The organism is Photobacterium sp. (assembly GCF_057456235.1).
The window spans coordinates 19,149-42,495 of the sequence record NZ_JBVCPH010000001.1; the positions used below are offsets into that span (position 1 = coordinate 19,149).

Genomic DNA, 23,347 nt, shown 5'->3' on the forward strand with positions numbered 1-23,347 from the left:
TACAGCGTCATAACAACGTTAAGCTTTAAGCGCATTTCTATACCTTTAAAGCTTACCAAAAATGAAGATTTTAGTGAGTAGAGCCATGAATCATTGCCAATTTCATTTAATTGCTCAACGTATCTTTAAATCCGAAGACCAGCGTACAGCCGTTGCTGCGGTGATCTTTGATGGATTATCAAGCTATGAAGCAGAAAAACGTTTTGACCTGCCCAAAGGTACACTTTCTCGTAATGTAAAAAAGTACCGGGATGAGGTAAATTACATCAAAAATGTCGCTGCAGCTTAATCGCTTTGTTTAGTTGCTGATTGATAATAACGGAGAGCATGATGCTCTCCGTTTTTGATTGTCTTCGCAATAATGATGATTGCAGCGATGCCTTTTAGTTTTCGTTTCTTGTTATGGAATCGGATACCCCGTATTTTCCTTAGCACAATTATTCATATCAACATCACTGATAATGCAATGGATATGCTGAAGATTAATGAGGCGGACAGTATCACTGACTATTTCTTTGTGAATTTTAATTATCATCTTTAAGTTGTTATTTGTTTTACTCAAGGGTTTATGGCGATTTCTTTGTGAACTTTAATTATCATCTTTAAGTTGTTATTTGCTTTACTCAAGATTCCTGACGATTTCTTTGTGAATTTTAATTATCATCTTTAAGTTGTTATTTGCTTTACTCAAGGATTTATGGCGACTCCTTTGTGAACATTAACTCTCATGTTTAATTTATTATTTGCTTATTATTAATGGTATTTTTAATCCTCTTACCAGTAACAATCATTGTACATGCTGGATATTTACCCATGTCAATTATGAATTATCAGTCTAACCAACCAGTACTGATTTTTGATTAAACCCTATCTTTCAATAAAAACAAAACACTGGAATTACAACTTTTATTTTTAAACACTCACATTACAGAGCAGCCACAACAGACCTCAAGATGTTGATTTGAATGACTTAACTATCCTTTGATGTTATCCAAGCCCTTTAAAGTTACAGCGCCAGAGGTGGTCTCTTGCCAAAGATTACTTAATCAGCATACTCTTCCCAACAATAAAATGAACATAATATTGATTTTAATCAATTGCAAAATTGAGCTTTATTAACTATCTACTTTACCTTCCCTATAGTATTAAGGTTACAGATGGTTTATTTGATATGTATATAGATAACTATGATTAAGATCGAATTATTTTTTTATTCTCGTGCTATTTTAATTAGGGTTGAGGAATTTAGTGATGATCGAATGATTTTGATTAAATCAATTTATAAATTAAGTAACGATTAAATTAATAAGCTTCGATTAAATAAGCAAACAAAAGACACATTGGCCTGCTTAATTCAAAAAGTAGCAAACTGGGGGTAGCATGAAGAATGGACTCAAATTTAGTCGGTTGGGTGTAATAGCCCTGCTTAGTTTATCGTTACTAGCCTGCGGTGGTGATGGGGATGGTGGGGATAATAATAATGATGGCGGTAAAGAAGTCATTGTGCCCGTTGTCGAGGTTGCAGAACGGGCACTTGTCACAATAAATTCGGTCGCGGAAAATACCGACCACACTGTCACTGTTCACTTCAGTGCAACCAATGAAAATGATATTGCATTAATTGGCTTGAGCGAACCACGCTTTACGGTTGCCAAGTTAGTACCTGAACAAGATGGTAAACCAAGCGAATGGGTGAGTTTAATCAACAAAGTGGCAACTAGCGCAATTGACGATACAACTAAAGAATTACAAGCAACTTATGATCGCGATAGTAAAAATGAAGAAGGTCGTTTTACTGATAACGGAAATGGAACTTACAGCTTTAAGCTAAAAGAAACGGTGTTAGCAGCGGTTAATCCACTCACTGGCGCTTCCATTGCGTGGGATGCTAATGCGACTCACCGTGTGGGTATGCAGATTTCTGGTAACTCGAATAATACGATTAACGCGACTTACGACTGGGTACCTTCCGGTAATGGGCTAGTTGACGAACGTAATATCGTGGACACTGCAACCTGTAATAATTGCCATGGTGAACTGAAATTACATGGTAGCCGTGTAGAGACTAAATACTGTGTAACGTGTCATAACCCGGGGAGCACCGACCCGGAATCAGGCAATAGCGTCGACTTTACGCCAATGGTCCATAAAATTCACCGTGGTGTCGAATTGCCAAGTATGCTTGCCAAAGGTGATGGTGCTGTCTACGAGATTATTGGCTATAAAGGTTCAGCTCATACTTATGCGAAGAATGATGGCAAGCTTGATAAATACGGTAATCCAATTGTTGATGGGGTTGAATTTCCGCAAGACATCCGTAACTGTAGTAACTGTCATACTGCGGCCAACGAGGCAACACCACAGGGCGATAGCTGGAAGCTTAATGCAAGTTTAGACGCCTGTACCTCTTGTCATGATGATATTGCCTTCACTCAGGAAGAACTCAATCAGGACGTATGGAAACGTCAGCATCCGAATGGCTTTGTAGATCTCGACACTTGTACCAGTTGTCATGGCGCTAATTCAGGCAATATCTCTCCGGCATTTGCGCATGAAACCGTGCGCAGTCAAGCAAAATCTGCAGCGGACAACTTAAGCATCAGCTTTGCACGTGTTGAGCGTAAAGATCCTGGTTTAATCGAAGTGGATGTATTAATTAAGCTATATGGCGCTGGTATTGCCGGTTTTGAAAAATTAGTAGGTACTGCCGATATTAGTTTTGATTCGGTTAAAGATGAATATAAGTATGATTATCCAGATAGCATGCTACTTTCCAAGAAAGGTTACCTATTAGTTAATAACGATCAAGGGGAAGGTTTCAAACTCAGTTATGGTGCGATTCAAGTTCATCTTGAACCCACTTATGATAAAAATACGGGCATAAAAGATGAGGCTTGTAAGCCCGCCGGTACTGGTATCTTTACCTGTACAATCGTCGATCCCGGAACAACCGGTGTATTGTCACTGGTGACCACGGAAATGCCAATCTGTGCTAATGGCAAATCCGCAGGAGGTGATTTAATCGCATGTAATGCGGTCGAAAATGCCTACACCCAAGTAGAAGTCGTTCCGGCGCATAATGTCAAAGCCTATTACAACCTCAGCGACTTGAGTCCAGCGACCGACTATGTTGAGAAGTTTGGTGCTGATATGGCAAGTTGTACGAATTGCCACAATGATGATGGTTTCCATATAACCCGTCACGGCGCGACTGATTCAGCAGAATGCACCAACTGTCACAACGCAACCCGTTCTTCTTTCTACGCAGGGCGTCCAGCGGATCTGAAATCACATGTGCATACTTTGCACGCCAATAATGATTCATCTCACCCGATGGATTCTTACCCCGCTGATATTGCAACCTGTACTGCCTGCCATACCGACGATCAGTACGATGTACCTTTATCAATGAATACTCGTTCTTCTGCAGGTGGTGGTGTTTATACCAGCGCAACCGTGACAGTTTGTGCTAGCTGCCATATCAAAGATATGCCTGTGGGCTTGATTGATGCTGTCGGCACGATGGATGAAACACGTAAAGCCGGCTTGTCGGCTGATGATATTGCCGCTAATGAGAAAGTCATTGCCCACATGATTGAAACCGGTGGTTTATTTGGTCAGGCATCGATGGCTGAGGCCGATACGGCTCCCGAACTGTGTGCTGGTTGTCATGCCAAAGGTGAAGCTAAAGGAGTGGATGTTACTCACGGACTTTAATGCACGATAACAAAGGAGGGGCCTCCCCTCCTTTTTCTCTCCGTTAGTTGGTTACAAGGAAAGTTTATGATGCGGGTCGCTCATCTGATTATGATGATGTTGCTGTGGTTTGGTTGGACATCCTGTGCGATTGCAGCAGAATCACAACCGCTGAGCCAAGATCAGCAAATTGAATATTTAGTTGATAAGTTTTCAATTGGGAAATACTCCAGAAATGGCGCCGACAGCTGCCTTGCATGTCATGGCGAAGATAAAAAACGTGATGCATCCGGACTCTTTGAAGGTGCACATGGTAGCCTGACTCACCCCGACTCACCAATGCAAGACTTACAATGTGAGTCGTGCCATGGACCAAGGGGAATACACCCTAAGAGTGTTACTATTGCGGGTACCAAATACCGCGATCCAATGTTAACTTTCGACCCAAGCTCGCCATTAACGAGTGAGCAAAAAGACGGAGTCTGTTTAGGTTGCCATGACGACCAGCACCGTCAGGGGTGGGAGGCCAGTGTTCACCAAACAGAAGAGATTGCCTGTGTTGATTGTCATCAAATCCATACCGGCAATGATCCTATGTTGGTTAAAGAGAGCTTGAATCAAGCCTGCACCAACTGCCATACCGATATTAAAAGAGACTTGCACAAACGTTCCCGCCATCCGCTTCGAAAAGGCGAACAGCAGTGTACTGATTGTCATACCCCCCATAGTTCAGATAACCCTTCAAGCTTGACACGTTTCACTCTCAACGAAACCTGTTTCGATTGCCATGCAGAGAAACGGGGGCCATTTTTATGGGAACATCAACCGGTCACTGAAGATTGTGCCCTTTGTCATGCGCCACACGGGTCGAATAACCCTGCATTGTTAGAGCAGCGTATGCCGCAGCTCTGTCAAAACTGCCATAGCTCAGCACATACAGGAGGAGCAATAACCGGACCGGACAACGCTAATGTCGGTGGCAAGAGTTGTTTGAATTGCCACAATGTTATTCACGGATCAAATCACCCGTCAGGGAAGGCGTTGCAACGCTAAGGAGATGCATCATGACTAGGAATCATTCATCTGTTTCACTCTCCCTCTCGGCAGTTGCGATGGCTGTGATAACGGCAAGTTCACCCAGTTGGGCGCTAGATATGACTTTTAGCCCCAAAGGGGTGACCAAGGAGATCAACCAGAAAAGATGGATCTGTAAAAGATGCCGTTCAAAAGTACAGTCAGAGGGGCAGATTGAAGTGGGGGTCGGTGTTGTCAGCAACAGTGCCTATGCTTTTCGTAACCTAGTACCCAGTAATAATGGCGAGGGTGCGATTGCGATCCTGTCGGGTGGTGGTAAGAAGATCAATGAGTCTGGTTCATCAACTAAAATTGAAGTAACTGATCTTGGCTTAGAACGCTTTCGTATTGCTGCGGGCTACCAAAGTGCCGGTCACGGTGGAGCAGAAATCAGTTATCAAGAGCTACCGCGTTATTATTCAAATCAGGCATTAACCCCCTATGTTGCCGTGGCTGAGCAAGCTAAGCTTCCGGCAGATTGGCAACCGGAAAGCACTACCGGCGGTATGACCACATTAAATCAAAGCCTGCAGCCTAAAGAGCTAAAATTGCTACGAAAGAGACTTATAATCAACAGTGATTTTCGCAGCGATGCTAGCTTGCGCCCTGAACTGAAAGTACGTTTGGAAAAACAAACGGGCCAACGGGTTTCATCCGGATTTTTGGGAACAGGCACGACAAACTGGGTCACACCGGTCGACCAACAGACACTGGTGATGGATGCCGGACTGACCAAAACCAGTGAAAACGGATTGTTGGGTCTTACTTATGACGGCTCTTTATATAAGAACCAGCTAGATTCCCAGAATTGGCAAAATCCCTATACTGTGTTCATTTCAGGTACTGAATATGGTCAACTTGGCGAAACACCTGATAATCAGGCTCATCAGCTAAGTATAAACGGACGCTATCGGTGGTTATCAAGCCAAATTAGTGCGCGTTTTGCCTATGGCTTACAGATTCAAGATCAAGCTTTTGATCCGTATACAGTCAACGACAGCTTACTGACGACACTGCTACCCGCACAATCAGCTGATGCCGAAGTACAAACCATTAATGCCGATATCAATGCAAGTCATCGGATCAATAGAGAGTGGCGTTTGACGGCCAGGCTCAAAGTTCAAGATCGCGATAATCAAACCAAGATTTATCAGTTTACCCCCGTTGTTGCAGATACTTTTGTTGGCAGCAGTTCGAGTAACCAAGCTTATAGTTATCGCCGAGAAAGTGGAGCTTTGACGGCTCACTATAAAGGCTGGCAAGAGTTTCCGATAAAATTGGGTTATGAATATCAAACTTTTCATCGTAGTTTAGGCGAGCGAGAAGATACACATGATCACCAACTGTGGTTAGGCATAAAGTCCAAGCGTTGGCAGTCGGTTGTGGCTGACGCGAAATTGATCGCCGCTCGTCGAGGCGGTTCAGATTTTACCGAGTTAGCTGATAATCAATCAGATCACCTTCGCCGTTATAATCTTGCAGATCGCGATTTGCTTGAGGCGCGTTTAAGTGCTGATTGGCAGGTGACTGACAGCGTATCGTCTTTATTTAAAACCCGTTTCGCCGAAGAGCATTATAATGATACTGAAGTGGGTTTAACCGACCATAATCGATTTTCTGTCGATTGGGACTGGAATTGGCAGGTTAGTGAGCTAAGTTCGCTTTACACCGGGTTTGGCTATCAGCGCTTGCGTTATAAACAGACTGGTGCCAACTCAAGTGGTAACCCTTCATGGCAAGGTAAGCTTGATGACCGGACTTACAGTCTGATGTTCGGAGGGGATGCCAAAGGACTGTGGCTTCAACCGCTGGATATTGGTTTGGACTATGTTTTGTCGTATGGAGCCAATCAACAGAGTATCGAATTAAATATAAACACTGGCAATGGTTATCCTGATAATTACTATCGAAATCATACTGTTAATGGCTGGGCTACTTATCAACTGTCTACGGAGGCTAAAATCAGATTCGACGTGATTTATGAACATGTCGACGATCGAGACTACTACTGGTCAAACAGTCAACCTGATAGCTTGCCTACAGTGTTAACGCTGGGCAATCTTAGTCAGAATTATTCGACCTGGTATGCGGGTGTTTCTTATAACCATAGTTTTTAAAACGGAGAGCCATATGCTCTCCGTTTATGTTCGTTTGCAATGTTGTTCCGGTTTCTCTCAACGATTGATATTATCAGCGACTCATCCCAAAACGCTCTGCAATGTCATCAGAACCGCGTAGTTGGGCACTTAAATAGAATAACCCTCCGCTTGCCAATAACAGAGCAATGAGTGTTATTGGCCCTAAACTGAAGAAATCCGTTACCGGGCTGTCACCGACTAAAATGTTAAATGGCAGATGATAGATGTCGCTGAGAAAATCACCTACGCGACTTGAACCAAATACCATATAGGTCAGCAGGTTTATCATCAGCACAGCGACAAATAACGAAATCAATGGATGACGGGTGATCTGCGACAGTACCAGCAATAAGCAGGCTATCGGTAATAAGGCCAAACTGACAAAGATCATTCGACCGAGAAATTCAAACCAATGCGATACCATCGCCAATAAGCTCATTGATGCTGATGCCTGCATATCGACGGGTAACAGCCAACTTCCTAACAGCCATACGATCAAATCTGAAAACAGCAATAATAATGAAGCAATACACGGAATAACAATTAGCGCAAAAATCAGTTTTACGGCTATCGCCAACTGATCTGTAACGGGCATTGAACGCCAAAACATCAAGCTTCCTTCCTGACGCTCCTTACGTAAAGTTTTCGGCATATAGGCAAAAAAAGACAGCACCGAAACCATTCCAGCCACGATAACATTCACCTTACCAATGATCCCGGCAAAGCCGGTGACAGCCGCTAAACCAGTCCAGGTATAATCACCTGATATTTCGAAATAAAAATGACTGTTGTCACCACTCATTAGCAGGGCAAACATAACCACAGCGAATATTCCAAGAAAGATAGGCAGTCGAGTCACGAGTTTATGCTCAATTAGCTCTTTCTCCAGCATATAAATAACAGGGCTCACTTCACGGCCTCCTGCTGTTTTGCAATAAATATATCGGCCAGACCTGGTTGCGATACTTTGCCATATGGCATCAAGGCTTCCCGCGACACATTTTCGAATAATAATGAATGCTGGCCCAGGCCCGACTTTTGATATATCGGCTTAAATAGCTGTGCTTGTGCCAGATTGTGCGGATCTACCGTCAGCAATGAGTATTGCGCTTCCACTTTCTCTAACGGTGCCTGTAAGACCATCTCACCTTTGCGCAAAACCAATACGTCGCTTAACAAGTGTTCAATTTCAGACACCTCGTGACTGGCAATAATCAAAGCGCGCTCCCCATCATGAAACCATTCCATCAAATACCGATAGAAAGTATCTCGGTAGATTAAATCCAGGCCTAACGTGGGTTCATCCAGAATCAGTACCTTTGCATCGGTCGACATTACCACCGCCAGATGCAACTGCACTTTCATTCCCTTCGATAGACTGCCAATTTTACTACTGTCTTTAATATCTGTTTTATTGAGAAAATCCCTCATTCTCTCAAGCTCAAAATGTGGGTGAACACCCGACATGTACTTCAGTAACTGAGATACCGTCATCCACTCAGGTAATACTGCGACATCAGAAATATATGCCAGGTTCTCAACAATACGCGCTCGATCTTTTTTAGGTGATAACCCAAATATCGTCAACTCGCCATCATAGTCATTGGCGCCCAGCAAGGACTTAATCAACGTCGATTTACCTGCACCATTATGCCCCAGTAAACCTAATATCTGGCCAGCTTTTAATTCAAAGCTAATGTTCGATAATGCCTGTTGCTGCCGATAAGTCTTACCCAGTTTTTCAGCTTTTATTAATACGTCCACGTCTTACACTACCTGATTCTATATTGTTCAAGTGCCTGAACCAGTTCATCAGCTGATAAACCGATTCTGTTTAATTTCTCAGCCAATTCAGGAAGCTCTTTATTAAGGAAATACTGCTTCTGACTTTTTCGAATCATCTCAACAGCACCCGTTAATACAACCATCCCCTGCCCGCGTTTTTTCTCTATGAACCCTTGTTCAACTAACAGCTGGTATCCTTTCATTACTGTCAGATGATTGATTTTCAGATCAGCCGCCACTCCCCGAACCGAAGGTAACATACTCCCTTCGGGCCAGATACCATCGGCGATCTGCCCGATAATACGTTGGCTTAATTGTTTATAAATCGGCTGTTCATCGCCCCAGTCATTCATCTGCTAACTCATCAACCACAACCACTGCTATAGTGATATATAACACCAAAACAAAAAGAAACCAAGACTGATATACCAAACCACGATGAAGAGTACAAAAAAGACAGGAAGTGCCAATATATGGCTAAGCAACGTCAATTAGCAGAGTGCATCAACAGTTTCCAAAGGAAACTTTGAATCATGTCTCTGAAGTGGTTTGCCATATAAAGAGGGGAAAGCAGAAAACGATATGATAAGGCGCTTAAATAATCGGTTAGGCGCCCTAGTCAAAATATTTCAATATGGGAGAATATCGGTCATCGACGGTTTCACCCAATACACAATCACAAAAAAACACATACAAAAAAGCGAAGAGAATCTCACTTCAACCAGCAGAATTAAGGGTATTAATAAACACCCAAAAAATCAATTCGGGTTCTCATATATCTATGTATGTAATATTAGGCATTACAATAAATACCAACAGTTAATGGCAACTATGAAAATTAATGTGTCATAGTCCAATAACAATCAAAGATTGCTAAATGCGTTAAAACCTCAACGTATGTGAGTAAGCCATTGGCTTTGCGTAGGATTGTGTAAGAAAACTGGCTATTAGTTTAAAAAATCATTCATCTTTCGCGAGTAGTTCATCTGGCTGGACCCCGTCTTTCTCCATTAATGCCAGAATTTCATTCATTCGCACCTGACGTGCATCTTCTTTAAATTCATGCAATACAGCAATAAGGTTATTAATCTTATGCAGAGGCATCCGCTTAATCACCGCTTTCTGGCGACCTGGGACTTCATCTGCAAAATCAATCAGAACCTGACGGTAATCAGTACGCTCTTCTTTTATACCGCTTCCCGACTCAACATTTTTTAACATTGCACTCAGCGCTTTTTCTGCAGCTGCAAAATTATCCATGAAATACCTCTTAAATCATACGAAGCAACCACTCAGAGTTTGGCAAAACTCAAAGGATTGTATTAATAATATTCCCTACAATAGAAACATTCCAGTGCAGGTAAACTTGTTCTAGAAAGTGTCAAATTAAATAAATTAACAACCTCATATGAAAGGAGAGGTTGGTAAAGGCCTTGCCAACGCACAAACCAACCAAGGCTGATGCCTGGTTACCTTGTAATTATAATTGATATTTGTGGTTTGATGCCAAAAAGACAGTCAATTTAAGCAAATATACCCTCAGAAAAGGTTTATGTGAACTTAATTTTATCTGAAACAGATAAATAATCCCAAAAATCTCATGCCGTGACAAGATTCTTCAAAGCTGGCACTCAGCGATCAAATAGTTCTATTGTCTTTCCAGCCGATAGCCTCTCATGATGAGTTTTAAGTTGTGCCGTCGCTGACCAATAAATAATACAAAGGCCTATAAGGTCAAAACTGCAGTGTTCTGCATCACTAATTTTAACTTTTCCACGAAGTACTTCAAGTAATGAGTATGCAAGCTGCGTAAGCTTTGATAACCTTCATTAAGCAACATACAGCATGCCTTTTTGGCGGACATTAGCGCAGTTTGGTAGCGCACAACTCTGGGGGAGTTGGGGTCGCTGGTTCGAATCCAGTATGTCCGACCAAAAAGCCATCCTCATTTCAGAACACTATTTCATAGCCTACTCTTCGACTTCCATCGCATTGATTAAACATTGCTAGCACGAGCCGCAGCTCAACGGTAAGATACCTCTTTATATGCAATTAATACCGCTTGTAAAATTTGCAAATATGGTAACCCTGTCTCAAAACTCTACTATATCTCCCAATTTCATTTTCACAGTACAGCAAACTAAAAAAACTCGTAGTACTATTTATAGACTTAATAAAGACATACTAATCATAAGAGGATAATACTATGGGGGATATTCCCAAGTGTGACGTATGCGGCCAGTCAGACGAGTATCTTGTGACCAATAAAGGTATCTTCATCTGTGTTTGCGGTCATCAGTTCTATATAGGAGAAGACCCACAATCGGCCACGCTAAAGCAACCAAGTGGCTACCTTAAAGCAGTACAATCACACTATGTTCACTAATCAATTAGCGATAGCAAACAAGAACGGTCAAAACCCTTCAGGTTTAATAATAGACAATAAACACTTTTAACTCGTAAAACCCAGAATAAAGGCTGCGAATCCCATTACATTGCCGTGGGAACCAAACAATCTCTGCTCCCTAATCCGGAGCGCTTTCCTCCGTAATATCCTTGTCATTCAGGATAATCACCGCCCTCACAATATTACTCATGTTGAATACAAAAAATTCACCCAATCCGTCACTCTCGATTAAGTTGTTACATATATATGACAAAACATGCGGCTTTATCCAGCGATTAAGTCCGTATTTTTGGTTAAAGACGGGTTAAATAACCGTTAAAGTCAGCTGTACAGCGTTTTTAATCACAAATTTATCCGCATTCACAAAAAACACCAACCATATGATTTTTAAGTTTTTTTGAAGAAAAACCTTATTCTTAATGCATTTGTTGCATTACAATCATTCAAAAATTGTGATCAATGTCGCACTGGAAAATCAGGATTTCATGCTAACTTTCAGCGCCTTCTTTAGGCGATACTATCGATTCGATGTTTCACATTTGTAAATGCAACGGGTTGATCGACCTGTTCATCTGTGAGCAATAACAAAATATAAATCCAGAATCGTATTCACGAACAGTCACTGAAATTGACGTTCCAGTTCGCTCAATCAGCAAATTGCTGACTGAGCCTTAGTTACAGGAAAATTTTATGAGTGTTATGAATCAGACTTGGTTAACATCACTGAACGACAGCCTGATGAGTGTCATCGGTGCTATTAACAGTGTTCTATGGGGCCAACTTATTGTTTACCTACTTGTTGGTGTAGGTATCTACTTCACTTTCCGTTTGGGCTTCATTCAAATCCGACAGTTCCGGCATGCCATTACTGTATTAAATACCGGTAAAAAAACTGAAAACGGTATCAGTTCTTATCAGGTGTTCTGCACCTCGATGGCTGCACGCGTTGGTACTGGTAACATGGCAGGCGTTGCCGTTGCGCTTACCGTAGGTGGTCCAGGTGCTATTTTCTGGATGTGGATGATGGCCCTTTTCGGTATGTCGACGGCTTTTATCGAGTCAACACTTGCTCAGGTATATAAAGTTAAAGACGTTGATGGCCAATACCGTGGTGGTCCAGCATACTATATGGAAAAAGGGCTCGGTCAGCGTTGGATGGGCTCACTCTTCTCTGTGTTCCTGATCATCGCTTTCGGCCTCGTATTCAATGCGGTGCAAGCCAACACTATCACCGATGCACTGAACCACTCTTTCGGCTTCGATAAAACCGTTATGGGTGTGATCATTGTTATCGTATCGGCCTTTTTCATCATGGGTGGTATTAGCAAAATAGCAAAAGCATCAGCACGCATCGTACCCGTAATGGCTGTAGGCTATCTTGCAATTGCGCTTCTTATTGTCGCTCTCAACATCACTGAACTCCCTGCGGCCATTATGCTCATCGTTAAGAGTGCATTTGGCTGGCAAGAAGCTGCAGCTGGTGGTGTGGCTTATACGATTTCTCAGGCAATGCAAAGCGGTATTGCCCGTGGTCTGTTCTCGAATGAAGCCGGTATGGGTTCTGCTGCTAACATTGCAGCAAGTGCGACACCAAACCCTAACCACCCTGCGTCACAGGGCTTCGTTCAGATGCTAGGTGTCTTTGCTGATACGATTGTTATCTGTACCGCATCGGCAGCAATGATTATGTTATCTGGCGTCATGGATCAACCGGATGCCGCTTCAGGTATCGGCCTGCTTCAGCAAGCACTAACCAGCGAGCTAGGCGGTTGGACGACATACTTCATGGCAGCAGCCATTATCCTGTTCTGCTTCTCGTCTATCATTGCTAACTACAGCTATGCTGAAACGAACATCATGTTCTTTAATGGCAACAGCAAAAAAGGCCTGTTCGTCTTCCGCCTGACAGTACTGGCAATGGTGATGTTTGGCTCTGTGGCTTCTCTGCCTGTGGTTTGGAACCTGGCTGATGCCTCTATGGGTTTGATGGTACTGATTAACGTTGCGGCGCTGATCATGTTGTCTAAACTGGCAATCAAAGTGATCAAAGATTACGAAGTTCAGCTTAAAGCGGGTAAAACGCCAGAATTCGACCGCTCTAAGTTCCCAGAACTGGATGAACTGGACGGTGCGTGGCATCCAGAAGGTGCTGAGCCAGTAGCAGCAACGAAGTAAGCTATCGCTTAAATCTGATTTAGCGCGGACATAATAAAAAGCCAGCAGAAATGCTGGCTTTTTATTACCCGTTAAACGCTTAATCAAATACCTGGTTACTGAAGTGCAAACATTTTGCGTCATCCATCAGCTGGATAAACCCATCTTTCTTCAATTGCATTAAGTAAGCATGATCACCCGCTTCAAGGTAAAGTTCTGGCTGTTCCAACAGACATTCATCGTAAACCCTATCCATATGGTAGGCTTGCGCAACCGGGGGAACCGCGCCGTGTTCACAGTCTTTAAATAATTCAAAAACGTCTTCTTCTTTCATCAGATGGAGCTGCCGGTTCAATTCTTCACTTAATGTGCTTAAATTAATTTTATGACTGGCAGGTAAAATGGCCATCAACTTGCGGCTTTCATGATCTTCAAGTATCACCGCTTTGACAACTTGAGTTAACGGGATATTAGATGCAATGGCCGAACTCAGGGAATTAAAGCTCCTTGCGTGTTTCAGTAACTCATAATGAACATGGGCTTTATCCAGATATGCACTCACTCTTGGTACGACACTCATGAGTTGTTCTCCTTTAATAAAGTAGCCCTAAAATTATAGTTCGCAGAAAATAAAATGCGCCGCTATATCGGTGAGGCTTGTTACCGATAAATAATTAATATTAAAGTCTTTTAGTTTCAGCTGTTCTTCCGGTGAGCGCGATCAAAACAGATTACCTTGAACCCAAAAGACTTCAGGGTGCAGTGTTCGGCGCCAACATAATTATTTAGACCGGGATATAAACAGCCTACGCCCTCGATTATCACTGGGGGGAGTAGTAAGCAGAATGATTACATTTATCTATGTCTTCAATATATTTGATATTACCTTATTAACAACAAAAATAATGAACTATGAAAAGGACTCTCTCTACCTTTGCTCTAATGGCGGCTCTGCCTGCCACAGCCCTACCTGTGATGGCCGCTCCATCGATCACTGTCGCCACCCCGACCAATAGTCGCGACTATCCCTTGTCTGCTGACAGCCCATTGGTCGTACCGCTCAATAAAGCTGACTACACCCTGACAGTCTCAGATCTGACAGGCGACTGCATCGCGGAGCCAGTGGCAAAAGTAAAATTTAACCAACCGTTGGGGCTTAACTGTGGTGAAAATACCGTACTGCCCATAAAGATTCGTTTTTCTGGTGACTATGCATTTCATTTCGATGCCAACGCCAAGACTCTGCTGATTAAACGCCAGCCTAAGCAAAGCAAAACCGAATTCAAGCGGCCACTGCCAAAAGTTAGCTGCGATATTTATGCCGGAGGAGAAATCTCAGTCAGCTTGGAAGATTCTTTCCCGGACGGTACCTGGTTGCGTGATACATACAGCGGAAATAAGGCCCAGGTCAAAAACGGGCAAATCACTTTAACACCTGCCGCAGAGAGTGGCGGTCTGTTACTGCTTGAGCCCGTAAAGAAGATCAAGCCAGAATCTCAGAGCTTTGAATGGCGCAACGCCAATATCTACTTTGTTATGGTCGATCGCTTTAACAACGGCAACACTGAAAACGACCACAGCTATGGCCGCAAGAAAGACGGTAAAGACGAAGTGGCCACTTTCCATGGCGGCGATCTGGCGGGTATCACCGCGAAACTGGATTACATCAAAAGCCTGGGGACAAATGCTATCTGGCTCTCGCCTATTGTCGAGCAAGTCCATGGCTTTGTCGGTGGCGGTGAAAGCGGATCCTTCCCATTTTATTCTTATCATGGCTACTGGACACGTGATTTCACCCGGCTTGATGCCAACTTTGGCAGCGAGGAGGATTTAAAAACCTTAGTAACAGAAGCCCACAAGCGCGGTATTAAGATTTTAATGGATGCGGTTATCAACCACCCCGGCTATTCCACCCTGGCGGATCTTCAAAATCAAGGGATAAAGGTCATTGCCGCTGAATCGGAATTGCCATCAAACTGGGGCGACTGGAAACCGGGCAAGGGAGAGAGTTGGCACAGTTATCATAAAAACATCGATTATTCGTCACCTAACTGGGCAAACTGGTGGGGTGGCGACTGGGTGCGTGCAGGATTACCGGGCTACCCTGCCCCGGGCTCTGGCGATCTGACTTTAACCTTAGCTGGCTTGCCTGATTTCAGAACCGAAGCACAAGACTTTGTAAATCCGCCGCAATGGCTGCTCGATAACCCGGGGACACACGTCGTAAATCGTGCCAACTATCGGGTTGCTGACTATCTGGTTGAATGGCAGTCAGATTGGGTCAAACGCTTTGGTATTGATGGTTTCCGTGTCGATACAGTAAAACACGTCACTGGAGATGTGTGGAAACAGCTAAAACGACAGGCCACCGCCAGCCTGGATACGTGGCGAACAAACAACAAGGTTGAGAGTAACACCCCATTTTGGATGATGGGAGAAGTGTGGGGGCACGGCCCTAGCCGTAGTTTTTACTATGACGATGGTTTTGATGCGCTGATCAACTTTGACATGCAGAAAAAGGTCGACCCAGGGGCGTTCTGTTTCAGTGAAATGGCCGATACCTATCAATACTATGCCGATTCCCTGGCTAAGCATCAGGATTTTAATGCGGTCAGCTATTTATCCTCCCACGATACTGAATTGTACTTTAATCGCTATAAATCCTTTGAAATGCAGCGTGGCGCGGCGACAGCACTACTGCTGTCTCCTGGCGCAGTTCAAGTATACTACGGTGATGAAGTTGCTCGTGAGCATGGCCTTTATGCCGATGATTTCCATCATGGTACCCGCTCTGACATGAACTGGACGCCCGATGCTGAGCGCCAGAGTTTACTCAAACACTGGCAAAAACTGGGGCAATTCCGCCAGAGCCATCCCGCAATAGGCGCCGGTAAACCTAAAGTTCTGGCGCAAAATCAAGGCTACGCCTTCAGCCGCGAGTTGGATGGCGACAAAGTTGTTGTCGTATTTGCAGGTAAACAAAAATAAGCCCGAGCTGATTAAACCTATTTCAAGACCTGCTACCTTATCAATAAATCAAGCCAGCTATTTAGCACTTAGCTGGCTTGATTTAAAACAGTAAAGCCCGTCAGCCTAGTCAGAAAATACATGCTGCAGCTGCTGATTCACAGTCTTTTTATCAAAGGCTTTCGGATCAAAGCCGTCTTCATCCCAGCCAAACCATTCAAGCTGTTCCAGAGCGCCGGCTTCTTTTGATTTATACGCCTCCAATAACTCTTGATAACCGGGTACGCCACCACACTCTTCAGGCGGGCATCTATTTTTCCCAGCGGTCACTACCGGTGTTAAACAATCCCTTTTATTAATTCTTTCCAGGGTAATGGTATGGTGCCAATTATTGCCAAAATCATAGATATAATAAATACTGTCATTAGGTTTCTTTAACAAACTGCCCAGAGGGATGGCAGCAAGCCCGTCAAACCCTTCATCATCGTTATCAATAGCGCCATCAACATTGCCCTCAAAATCTGGTGAATATCGGGTTTTGCCTTTTTGGAACTCAAATAAATGGGCATCGTCCCAGCCCATCACGACCTGAACTGCGGTATGCAAATCAAGCAAACTGCACTTATTGCTGACAGTAAACCGCCGCCATACCGCCGGGCTGACATCATTTAATTCAACCTTAAGCACATACCCGTGCCCCGGTTGCATAGCCAATTTGTTAGTCGCTAAAAATACAGCCTGTTCACCCCTTGCTGATAGTGATCGTTCAGCCAATTGCTCCAGTAACGGCAGCTTCTTACGTTTAAGATCGTTCACCAGAAGATCGTAGGCGCAAAGCATAAAGAGCTTCTCGTCATCAGCCCTCAGTTCCGATTTCAGCTGGTAACGACACAGCAGTCCACTCAGCACCAGACGTTTGGCCAGATAAGACCGATCGGCCAAATAGACCTTATTGATCACATCCCGCACCGTTTTACACCCTGCCGGCAGATCAATTTCTAACCAGGTCTGGATAATAGGATGATCTAAAATCATCGCACTACATGATCGAGCCAAGTTGATCTCACGTTCAGACGGATCGGTCTCAAACTCCTTAATTACATCCAGCAATCTAATCGGTTGTGGCTGGCCCCAGGACAAAGGCACCCGCGCAAGCAGCAACAGTGTTTCAATATCGATCCAGGTACTCGCTTTTTGTCCAACAGCCAGCAACCAGGGAAACACCTTCGCCGGGTAATCCAAAGACACCGCCATAGCATCGACATCTTCTGCTGCCATACTTTTCAGTTGGCGCCACTCTTCCATATCAACGTCAGGACGGTACATTCCATCAACAATCCCCAGATCCAGGCGCAACATCCCGCTCCATATAGAATACTCATTATCCCGCTTTAACAGCAGCATCAGCACTACGGCATCCTGACCATCAGGCATAGAAGCCTGCACTTCTAGCACCTCAGTATCGTTCTCATCGTGTTTTTGTGCCCGAAGAGTGAGACGTTGCCAGCGTTCAAGATCTACTTTCAGGCTGACACCAGCATGGTAGCGAAGAAGGCTAAGATACTTAATATTCGACAGTTTTGACCATTCCCTATCTGGCAGTTGCTGCAAAAAATCCTGAACTTCAACCCTGACATTTTCATCCTGATGAGCAAGTAAGATAACCGCAGCATCCAGATACCAATGAAGTTCCGACACAATACTTAGCAGCTGTGCTACTCCCCCCTCAGGCAGCATGGCTAATTCACTCATCATTAACACCACAAAATCTTCGCCATTTCTAATACCTGACGCATGTATATGGCTTATCAAACCGTCGGGGGAATCGATAACATAGGTGCCGGTGTGATTGTCATTATCGATATAGATTTTCTGCAACCAGCTCATAACCTCTTCCGGGACTGAGACCTGGTGGCTTTTCAACACCCTGACAACCTGATAGGCACAATCAGGATTAATCTTGTCGTCTTCCAGCAGGGCTATCAGAATCGCTGACACTATTTCACTAAACTGCTCAAACATTTCAGGATCATTGCGTTTCAGCAGATAGAAATGGCCTGCTGAATATTCAAGCCACTGCAGCAATAAGTCAAATTCATCACTCTCAACATCATAGGGGCTGGCACACCCCATTGTGACGATATAATTAAGGGATAACGGGCTTTCCAGCAGCAACTGAATATCTTGGGGAAGAACAGACAAATCCTTTGCTGCATTATTCTCAAGATAATCTTCGAAGGCACCTATAAATGTTGATAATTTCACGATATTTGCTCTGCTGTATTGAAATAAGAAGTATTTGTCATAAAGCCCGTAAACCCCTGACTCTAATTGTTCGGCGCTGTCGACCAGAGTTACCGGCATTGAATGTGTTAAACAGTATAGACAAGCCAACGACACGATGTTTTTTAATATAAAAACCAACCAGATACATCAACTTATCATGTGCATCACCTTTACTATCAATCCTTGCTTTTTTATGACAGATGGATCACAGCACTCACTCTCGAAACAGATATAGTGTGGCGATATACAGAAGGAGATCTCTATGTCGTACCCCGTTATTCTCGATTGTGACCCAGGTCATGATGATGCCATTGCCTTGATCTTGGCTTGTGCCAGTCCAGAACTGGATATTAAAGCCGTTACCACCAGCGCAGGAAATCAAACGCCCGAGAAAACCCTTAACAACGCATTACGGATTTTGACCTTGGTTGGCAGAACGGATATTCCTGTTGCTGGCGGCGCACTCAAGCCGCTTTCCCGCGAACTGATCATTGCCGACAACGTGCATGGTGAAACCGGATTAGATGGCCCGGTATTACCCGATCCCGGATTTAAGCCACAACCGATTCATGCCGTTGAATTAATGGCGAATATTCTGAGAGAATCAAAAACACCGGTAACACTGGTACCGACAGGGCCACTGACCAATATCGCCCTGTTACTGGCAAGCCACCGTGAACTGCATGAGAATATTGAACAAATTGTTCTGATGGGAGGTGCCGCCGAAGCCGGTAACTGGACGCCAGCGGCCGAATTTAATATTTTTGTCGATCCTGAAGCGGCGGATATCGTCTTTAAATCTGGTGTTCCTATCACTATGTGCGGGCTGGATGTCACCCACCGGGCCCAGATAATGGATCAAGATATTGAGAGGATCAGAGCGATCGCCAACCCCGTTGCAAACGTCGTCGCTGAGTTACTCGATTTCTTTATGATTTATCATCGCGATCCAAAGTGGGGATTTGAAGGCGCACCACTGCATGACCCATGTACCATTGCATGGCTATTAAAACCGGAACTGTTCCAGCCGCAAAATTGCTGGGTTGGTATTGAAACCCAGGGAAACCACAGCTTAGGTATGACAGTGGTCGATCGTTACCAGCTCACCAATAATCCGGCCAACGCCACGGTACTGTATGATATTAACCGCCAAGGCTTTGTTGATCTGCTCGCCGAGCGCTTAGAAAACTATTCGAAATAATGGTGTGATGTTCGTGTGTTATCATTCCGTAAAATGAAAAGCTTATGCGGGATCTAAGGAACAAATGGTCAGAACCAGCTCCCGCTCAAGAAAACGCAGCACTAAAAAAGGCCTCCGATTCCGAGGCCTTTGCTTTCACCGCTAATAATAACCATGTTCGTGTTTCCAGCTTTTGCTCATTTGATTTAATACGCAGGCTGGCAATGGCCGGTGCGCCTTAGCTGGCCGTGTGGCGATATTACGATATCCAGCGGCTTTTAATCGTAAATCGAAGGCACTATCAATGGGCATTCCTGCTCGGGCAAGATCCTGCTTAAACACCCTCAATGCCTGATATTCATGCTGCTCAATCTCGCCGCCGTAAGGGTATTTCAATACTTTACCATATGCTTGCTTTGCCAGTTCGAAGTTAACTCTAATCATAAGCGCCTCCCGACAACTGTATATAACAACAGTAGTACGTTACGACCTAGCTTGCAACAGATTTGCAACTAATCTATTGGAAATATACTGATAGCGTTAAATAAGTGGATGTTAATTTAGTATTCGGGAATATTATTAATTGGCTCAGGCAGTTCAGGAAACCCGAACTCCGAAGCCAAAACATAAACCTTTTTTATAACTCCGCTACAGGCCTTTTTATTGGCTACTTTTTAGTCAGCCAATGCATTGAAAAAGATTATTCCTTTAAACCGTTTCTGTGCTCCTTTACTATGCTCGTTCCAGACGAACCCAAGGACAAACACGCAATGCAGCAAGTTAACATCGCCCCAATGCCACAAATCGCCGTAATCTTCAAAGGATGGGCAGCTGACTGGGCAAAAGAAAGCCAGGCTGACAAAAAAGACATGGCAACAAAATTTCACACGGTTTATACCATTGCGGCTGAATTATTTGCCAAGGGCGGTGAAGTTGAAATGCAGTTCCTATCGGCACTGTTTCAAGACTGTAAGCAGAAATTAGAAATGGCCGAAGCCATGAACGAGAAAGTGAAGGCTAGCCTGCAAGCGGATGACGTACGTGCCCAAGCGATCATTGCCAAAGTAAACAGCGCCGCACAAGATGCCGCGCATGTTGTTCGCTACCTGGGACAACTGTTGATGCCTGCAGCATAATTCCTGCTAAGCCAATTGAAATCGCGATCTCAATGACGCTTTCAACCTGCTGCTGATGTAAATAAAAAGCCTGAGTTAAAATTCTGAGGCTTTTTATCTTTTCTTGATGGCTTTTTATCCCGCCTGATAGGATTCAATCAGCTTCACGGCATTGCCCAGAACATGCAGGCAGGTAAGTCGACCTACACCTCCGGGAACTGGTGTAATTGATGCCGCCGTTACCATCCCATGGTGATGCTTAATATCGCCGACCAACTTTCCGTCTACGCGATTAATTCCAACATCAATGATAAGCTGGCCTTCGATAAACTGTGAGTTGTCTAAAATACCGTGAGCACCGGTTGCAACGACGATGACATCATATTTATTCCAGTCTACCGCGAAGAGATCTGAACGGCTGTTAAAGCTGGCGACCGTACTTTGACGGTTAATAAGCTCAATAGCCAAAGGCTTGCCAACGATATTACTGCGACCAACCACGGCCACTTTGAGGTCGGCAAAATTATGCTCGCCACAATGAGCCGATATAATATCTATCGTCGCTTGCACGGTACAAGGAAGAACGATGTTCTGACCCAGTACTAACTGACCCAGCGACGCAGAACCAAATCCATCCACATCGATGTCGACAGGTAGGTCGGGAGCGGTAAGTCCGCTCGGCAATGGCAGCTGGAATAAAATAGGATGATCCGCATTCGCTGCAAGTATATCAAGATCCGCCTGGACCGTTGTCTCTTCTGCCAATGTGATGTGATGACATTCAAGACCGAGTTGATCAAATAGACGGATTTTATTGCGGACATAAACTTTACTGGCGGGATCGTCCCCAACAGTAACGATAGTCAGTTGTACTGGCATGCTTAAAGTCGTGATTTTACTTTTAAGCTCTTCAAGTTTTGCTTCATAGATTGTATTGATTACTAATTTCATTGTTCTTCACACTTGTGACTGATTGTGACTTTATAACCAACTGATTTTTATAACACTATGCGTTAGAACAATGAAAGTGTGTTTTGAGTCACATCTCTGGATTGAGTGACGCATAGACTTTACTATCTCGCCGATGATTCGCGTCTCAGCGCTTAAGGGCTATCCATTACGTAGCAGTAAGCAGTATAATGCGCGCAGATCCTGCCCATATATACCCGTTTTAGGAACAGCAATGCTAGAAGAACAACAAAACAACCCGTTACACGGCCTTAAATTAGAAACTTTACTCACAGAACTTGTCGATTTTTATGGCTGGGATATCCTCGACACCGCTATGCGTTTCAACTGTTTTAATACCAACCCCACCATTGCAGGTAGCCTTAAGTTTCTTCGCAAAACAGAGTGGGCACGCGAAAAAGTAGAAGCGTTTTATTTATCCCGCTATAAGCGCATGCCAAGAGCAAGCGAAGAAGACTTTGCATTACCACCTCGTAAGCGTACTTTTCCAGTCGGCATCGTGCCACGTGAGCCGATGGTACTAACCGTTGAGTCAATCCTGCTTTCTCAGGCAAAAGCGGCTTCTGCGCATAAAGAAAAATCATCACGCAGACACCCTAAACGCCGATAGACTTATCTAATATTAACGTGAGCTCTTCAATGATAGGGGTAAGACAATGCCTGCTTTAGACATAATCCAACTCGGCAATCCCATCTTAAGAGCACAGGCGGTCACCCTGACGTCTGTACAGATTGAACAATCTGCTCCTTTCCTTGGATCACTTAAAGATATCATGAGCAAATATCAGGGGGTCGGTATTGCCGCCCCTCAAGTTGGCCAGTCGGTACGCGCTTTTATTGTGGCCTCTCGCCCTAACGCTCGCTATCCCCACGCTCCATTGATGGAGCCAACAGCCATGCTCAACCCCGAACTGCTTTGGCAAAGCGATGAGATGGAACAGGACTGGGAGGGCTGCCTCAGCATCCCGGGAATAAGAGCCAAAGTGAACCGCCATAAACGTATACAGGTTCGTTACCAAACCGAATCAGGCCAGGTGATTGAAACAGAGTTCGACGGTTTTATTGCGCGAATTTTCCAGCACGAACTCGACCACCTCAACGGCATTGTCTTCCTCGACCGAGCAGGCAAGCACGATGTCGTCACAGAGAACGAGTATCAGAAGCTGATGGGGATCAGCCAGTAAAGACAGAATTCTTTGGCATTAGTAGCGTAGTGCTCAGGGCACGATTGAATGAGACATGTCACTTATTTTGATTACAGGTATCATCCAGTTAAGCAGCTTTTGCTTTTTCAAAGGCTCTATCCTGCTCAACATTATATTGCTTGATTTGATAAACAATCTGAGCTTGAAGTTGAGGAGAAATACTCATACCAGATATCTTAGGAATCGTTCCACACAACTCTTTATGATTCAGAATAGCAATTGGTGGACGTGATAGTCGTTCAATAAACCAACCAGGAAAAACCAATACAGATTCACAACAAACGCGCTTACTTTATGCAACTGCTCCCACTCTAATCCCAACAATTATTAATTGCATCAATTAGATAGAATGTTATCTAGCGAACGCACAC

18 protein-coding genes and 1 tRNA gene are annotated in these 23,347 nt (G+C 44.1%); 11 read left to right on the forward strand and 8 right to left on the reverse strand.

The features are described 5' to 3' along the window. The first annotated feature begins 73 nt into the window (after positions 1 to 73). The 4 genes from AC2204_RS00085 (at position 74) to AC2204_RS00100 (ending at position 6,887) form a co-directional block, all read left to right on the forward strand. The gene (locus AC2204_RS00085; protein ID WP_318923179.1) at positions 74 to 289 is read left to right on the forward strand and encodes a hypothetical protein; all 216 of its coding nucleotides are present in this window, start codon (positions 74 to 76) and stop codon (positions 287 to 289) included. A gap of 1,091 nt (positions 290 to 1,380) precedes the next feature. Then, the gene (locus tag AC2204_RS00090) at positions 1,381 to 3,717 is read left to right on the forward strand and encodes an OmcA/MtrC family decaheme c-type cytochrome (RefSeq protein WP_318923180.1); all 2,337 of its coding nucleotides are present in this window, start codon (positions 1,381 to 1,383) and stop codon (positions 3,715 to 3,717) included. 66 nt (positions 3,718 to 3,783) lie between these two features. Next, positions 3,784 to 4,749, forward strand: a complete 966-nt coding sequence (locus AC2204_RS00095; protein ID WP_318923181.1) for a DmsE family decaheme c-type cytochrome — start codon at positions 3,784 to 3,786, stop codon at positions 4,747 to 4,749. 11 nt (positions 4,750 to 4,760) lie between these two features. Further along, positions 4,761 to 6,887 (forward strand): MtrB/PioB family decaheme-associated outer membrane protein, encoded by a 2,127-nt coding sequence (locus AC2204_RS00100; protein ID WP_318923182.1) that lies wholly within the window; start codon positions 4,761 to 4,763, stop codon positions 6,885 to 6,887. A gap of 73 nt (positions 6,888 to 6,960) precedes the next feature. Here AC2204_RS00100 and AC2204_RS00105 read toward each other — a convergent pair whose 3' ends face one another. From AC2204_RS00105 to AC2204_RS00120, 4 genes are all read right to left on the reverse strand, one after another. Beyond that, positions 6,961 to 7,818 carry an ABC transporter gene (locus tag AC2204_RS00105; protein ID WP_318923183.1) on the reverse strand — a complete coding sequence of 286 codons (858 nt, stop codon included), beginning with the start codon at positions 7,816 to 7,818 and terminating at the stop codon, positions 6,961 to 6,963. Then, on the reverse strand, positions 7,815 to 8,672 hold the full coding sequence (locus tag AC2204_RS00110; protein WP_318923184.1) for an ABC transporter ATP-binding protein: 858 nt from the start codon (positions 8,670 to 8,672) through the stop codon (positions 7,815 to 7,817). The genes AC2204_RS00105 and AC2204_RS00110 overlap by 4 nt, the downstream gene beginning before the upstream one ends. 8 nt (positions 8,673 to 8,680) lie before the next feature. Next, entirely contained in the window at positions 8,681 to 9,046 is a 366-nt protein-coding gene (locus AC2204_RS00115; protein WP_318923185.1) for a GntR family transcriptional regulator, read from the reverse strand. Between the two features lie 607 nt (positions 9,047 to 9,653). Further along, the gene (locus tag AC2204_RS00120) at positions 9,654 to 9,953 is read right to left on the reverse strand and encodes a hypothetical protein (RefSeq protein WP_318923186.1); all 300 of its coding nucleotides are present in this window, start codon (positions 9,951 to 9,953) and stop codon (positions 9,654 to 9,656) included. Between the two features lie 597 nt (positions 9,954 to 10,550). Between AC2204_RS00120 and AC2204_RS00125 the strand changes: the two genes are divergently transcribed. After that, positions 10,551 to 10,627: transfer RNA gene (locus AC2204_RS00125), tRNA-Pro, on the forward strand. Between the two features lie 1,163 nt (positions 10,628 to 11,790). Then, a complete protein-coding gene (locus tag AC2204_RS00130; RefSeq protein WP_318923187.1) occupies positions 11,791 to 13,275 on the forward strand; it encodes an alanine/glycine:cation symporter family protein in 1,485 nt (494 codons plus the stop codon). Positions 13,276 to 13,354: 79 nt separating this feature from the next. On the opposite strand, the gene AC2204_RS00135 is transcribed toward AC2204_RS00130, so the two are convergent. Next, positions 13,355 to 13,834, reverse strand: coding sequence for an aminoacyl-tRNA deacylase (locus AC2204_RS00135; protein ID WP_318923188.1), 480 nt, complete (start codon positions 13,832 to 13,834; stop codon positions 13,355 to 13,357). A 332-nt stretch (positions 13,835 to 14,166) separates the two neighbouring features. Between AC2204_RS00135 and AC2204_RS00140 the strand changes: the two genes are divergently transcribed. After that, on the forward strand, positions 14,167 to 16,242 hold the full coding sequence (locus AC2204_RS00140) for an alpha-amylase (RefSeq protein WP_318923189.1): 2,076 nt from the start codon (positions 14,167 to 14,169) through the stop codon (positions 16,240 to 16,242). A 105-nt stretch (positions 16,243 to 16,347) separates the two neighbouring features. Here the strand turns inward: AC2204_RS00140 and AC2204_RS00145 are convergent, their stop codons facing one another. Then, entirely contained in the window at positions 16,348 to 18,486 is a 2,139-nt protein-coding gene (locus AC2204_RS00145) for a plasmid pRiA4b ORF-3 family protein (RefSeq protein WP_318923190.1), read from the reverse strand. Between the two features lie 283 nt (positions 18,487 to 18,769). Here AC2204_RS00145 and rihA point away from each other — a divergent pair, with 283 nt between their 5' ends. Continuing rightward, positions 18,770 to 19,708, forward strand: coding sequence for a pyrimidine-specific ribonucleoside hydrolase RihA (gene rihA, locus AC2204_RS00150; protein ID WP_318923191.1), 939 nt, complete (start codon positions 18,770 to 18,772; stop codon positions 19,706 to 19,708). 141 nt (positions 19,709 to 19,849) lie between these two features. On the opposite strand, the gene AC2204_RS00155 is transcribed toward rihA, so the two are convergent. Then, positions 19,850 to 20,131 carry a hypothetical protein gene (locus tag AC2204_RS00155; protein WP_318923192.1) on the reverse strand — a complete coding sequence of 94 codons (282 nt, stop codon included), beginning with the start codon at positions 20,129 to 20,131 and terminating at the stop codon, positions 19,850 to 19,852. A gap of 326 nt (positions 20,132 to 20,457) precedes the next feature. Here AC2204_RS00155 and AC2204_RS00160 point away from each other — a divergent pair, with 326 nt between their 5' ends. Next, positions 20,458 to 20,823, forward strand: a complete 366-nt coding sequence (locus tag AC2204_RS00160; protein WP_318923193.1) for a hypothetical protein — start codon at positions 20,458 to 20,460, stop codon at positions 20,821 to 20,823. Between the two features lie 114 nt (positions 20,824 to 20,937). Here AC2204_RS00160 and AC2204_RS00165 read toward each other — a convergent pair whose 3' ends face one another. Continuing rightward, positions 20,938 to 21,753 (reverse strand): bifunctional 5,10-methylenetetrahydrofolate dehydrogenase/5,10-methenyltetrahydrofolate cyclohydrolase, encoded by an 816-nt coding sequence (locus tag AC2204_RS00165; RefSeq protein WP_318923194.1) that lies wholly within the window; start codon positions 21,751 to 21,753, stop codon positions 20,938 to 20,940. Between the two features lie 232 nt (positions 21,754 to 21,985). Here AC2204_RS00165 and AC2204_RS00170 point away from each other — a divergent pair, with 232 nt between their 5' ends. Together AC2204_RS00170 and def are read left to right on the forward strand one after the other, a co-directional pair. Continuing rightward, the gene (locus AC2204_RS00170; RefSeq protein ID WP_318923195.1) at positions 21,986 to 22,381 is read left to right on the forward strand and encodes a VF530 family protein; all 396 of its coding nucleotides are present in this window, start codon (positions 21,986 to 21,988) and stop codon (positions 22,379 to 22,381) included. 46 nt (positions 22,382 to 22,427) lie between these two features. After that, positions 22,428 to 22,955, forward strand: coding sequence for a peptide deformylase (gene def, locus AC2204_RS00175; protein WP_318923196.1), 528 nt, complete (start codon positions 22,428 to 22,430; stop codon positions 22,953 to 22,955). The last annotated feature ends 392 nt before the right edge of the window (positions 22,956 to 23,347 follow it).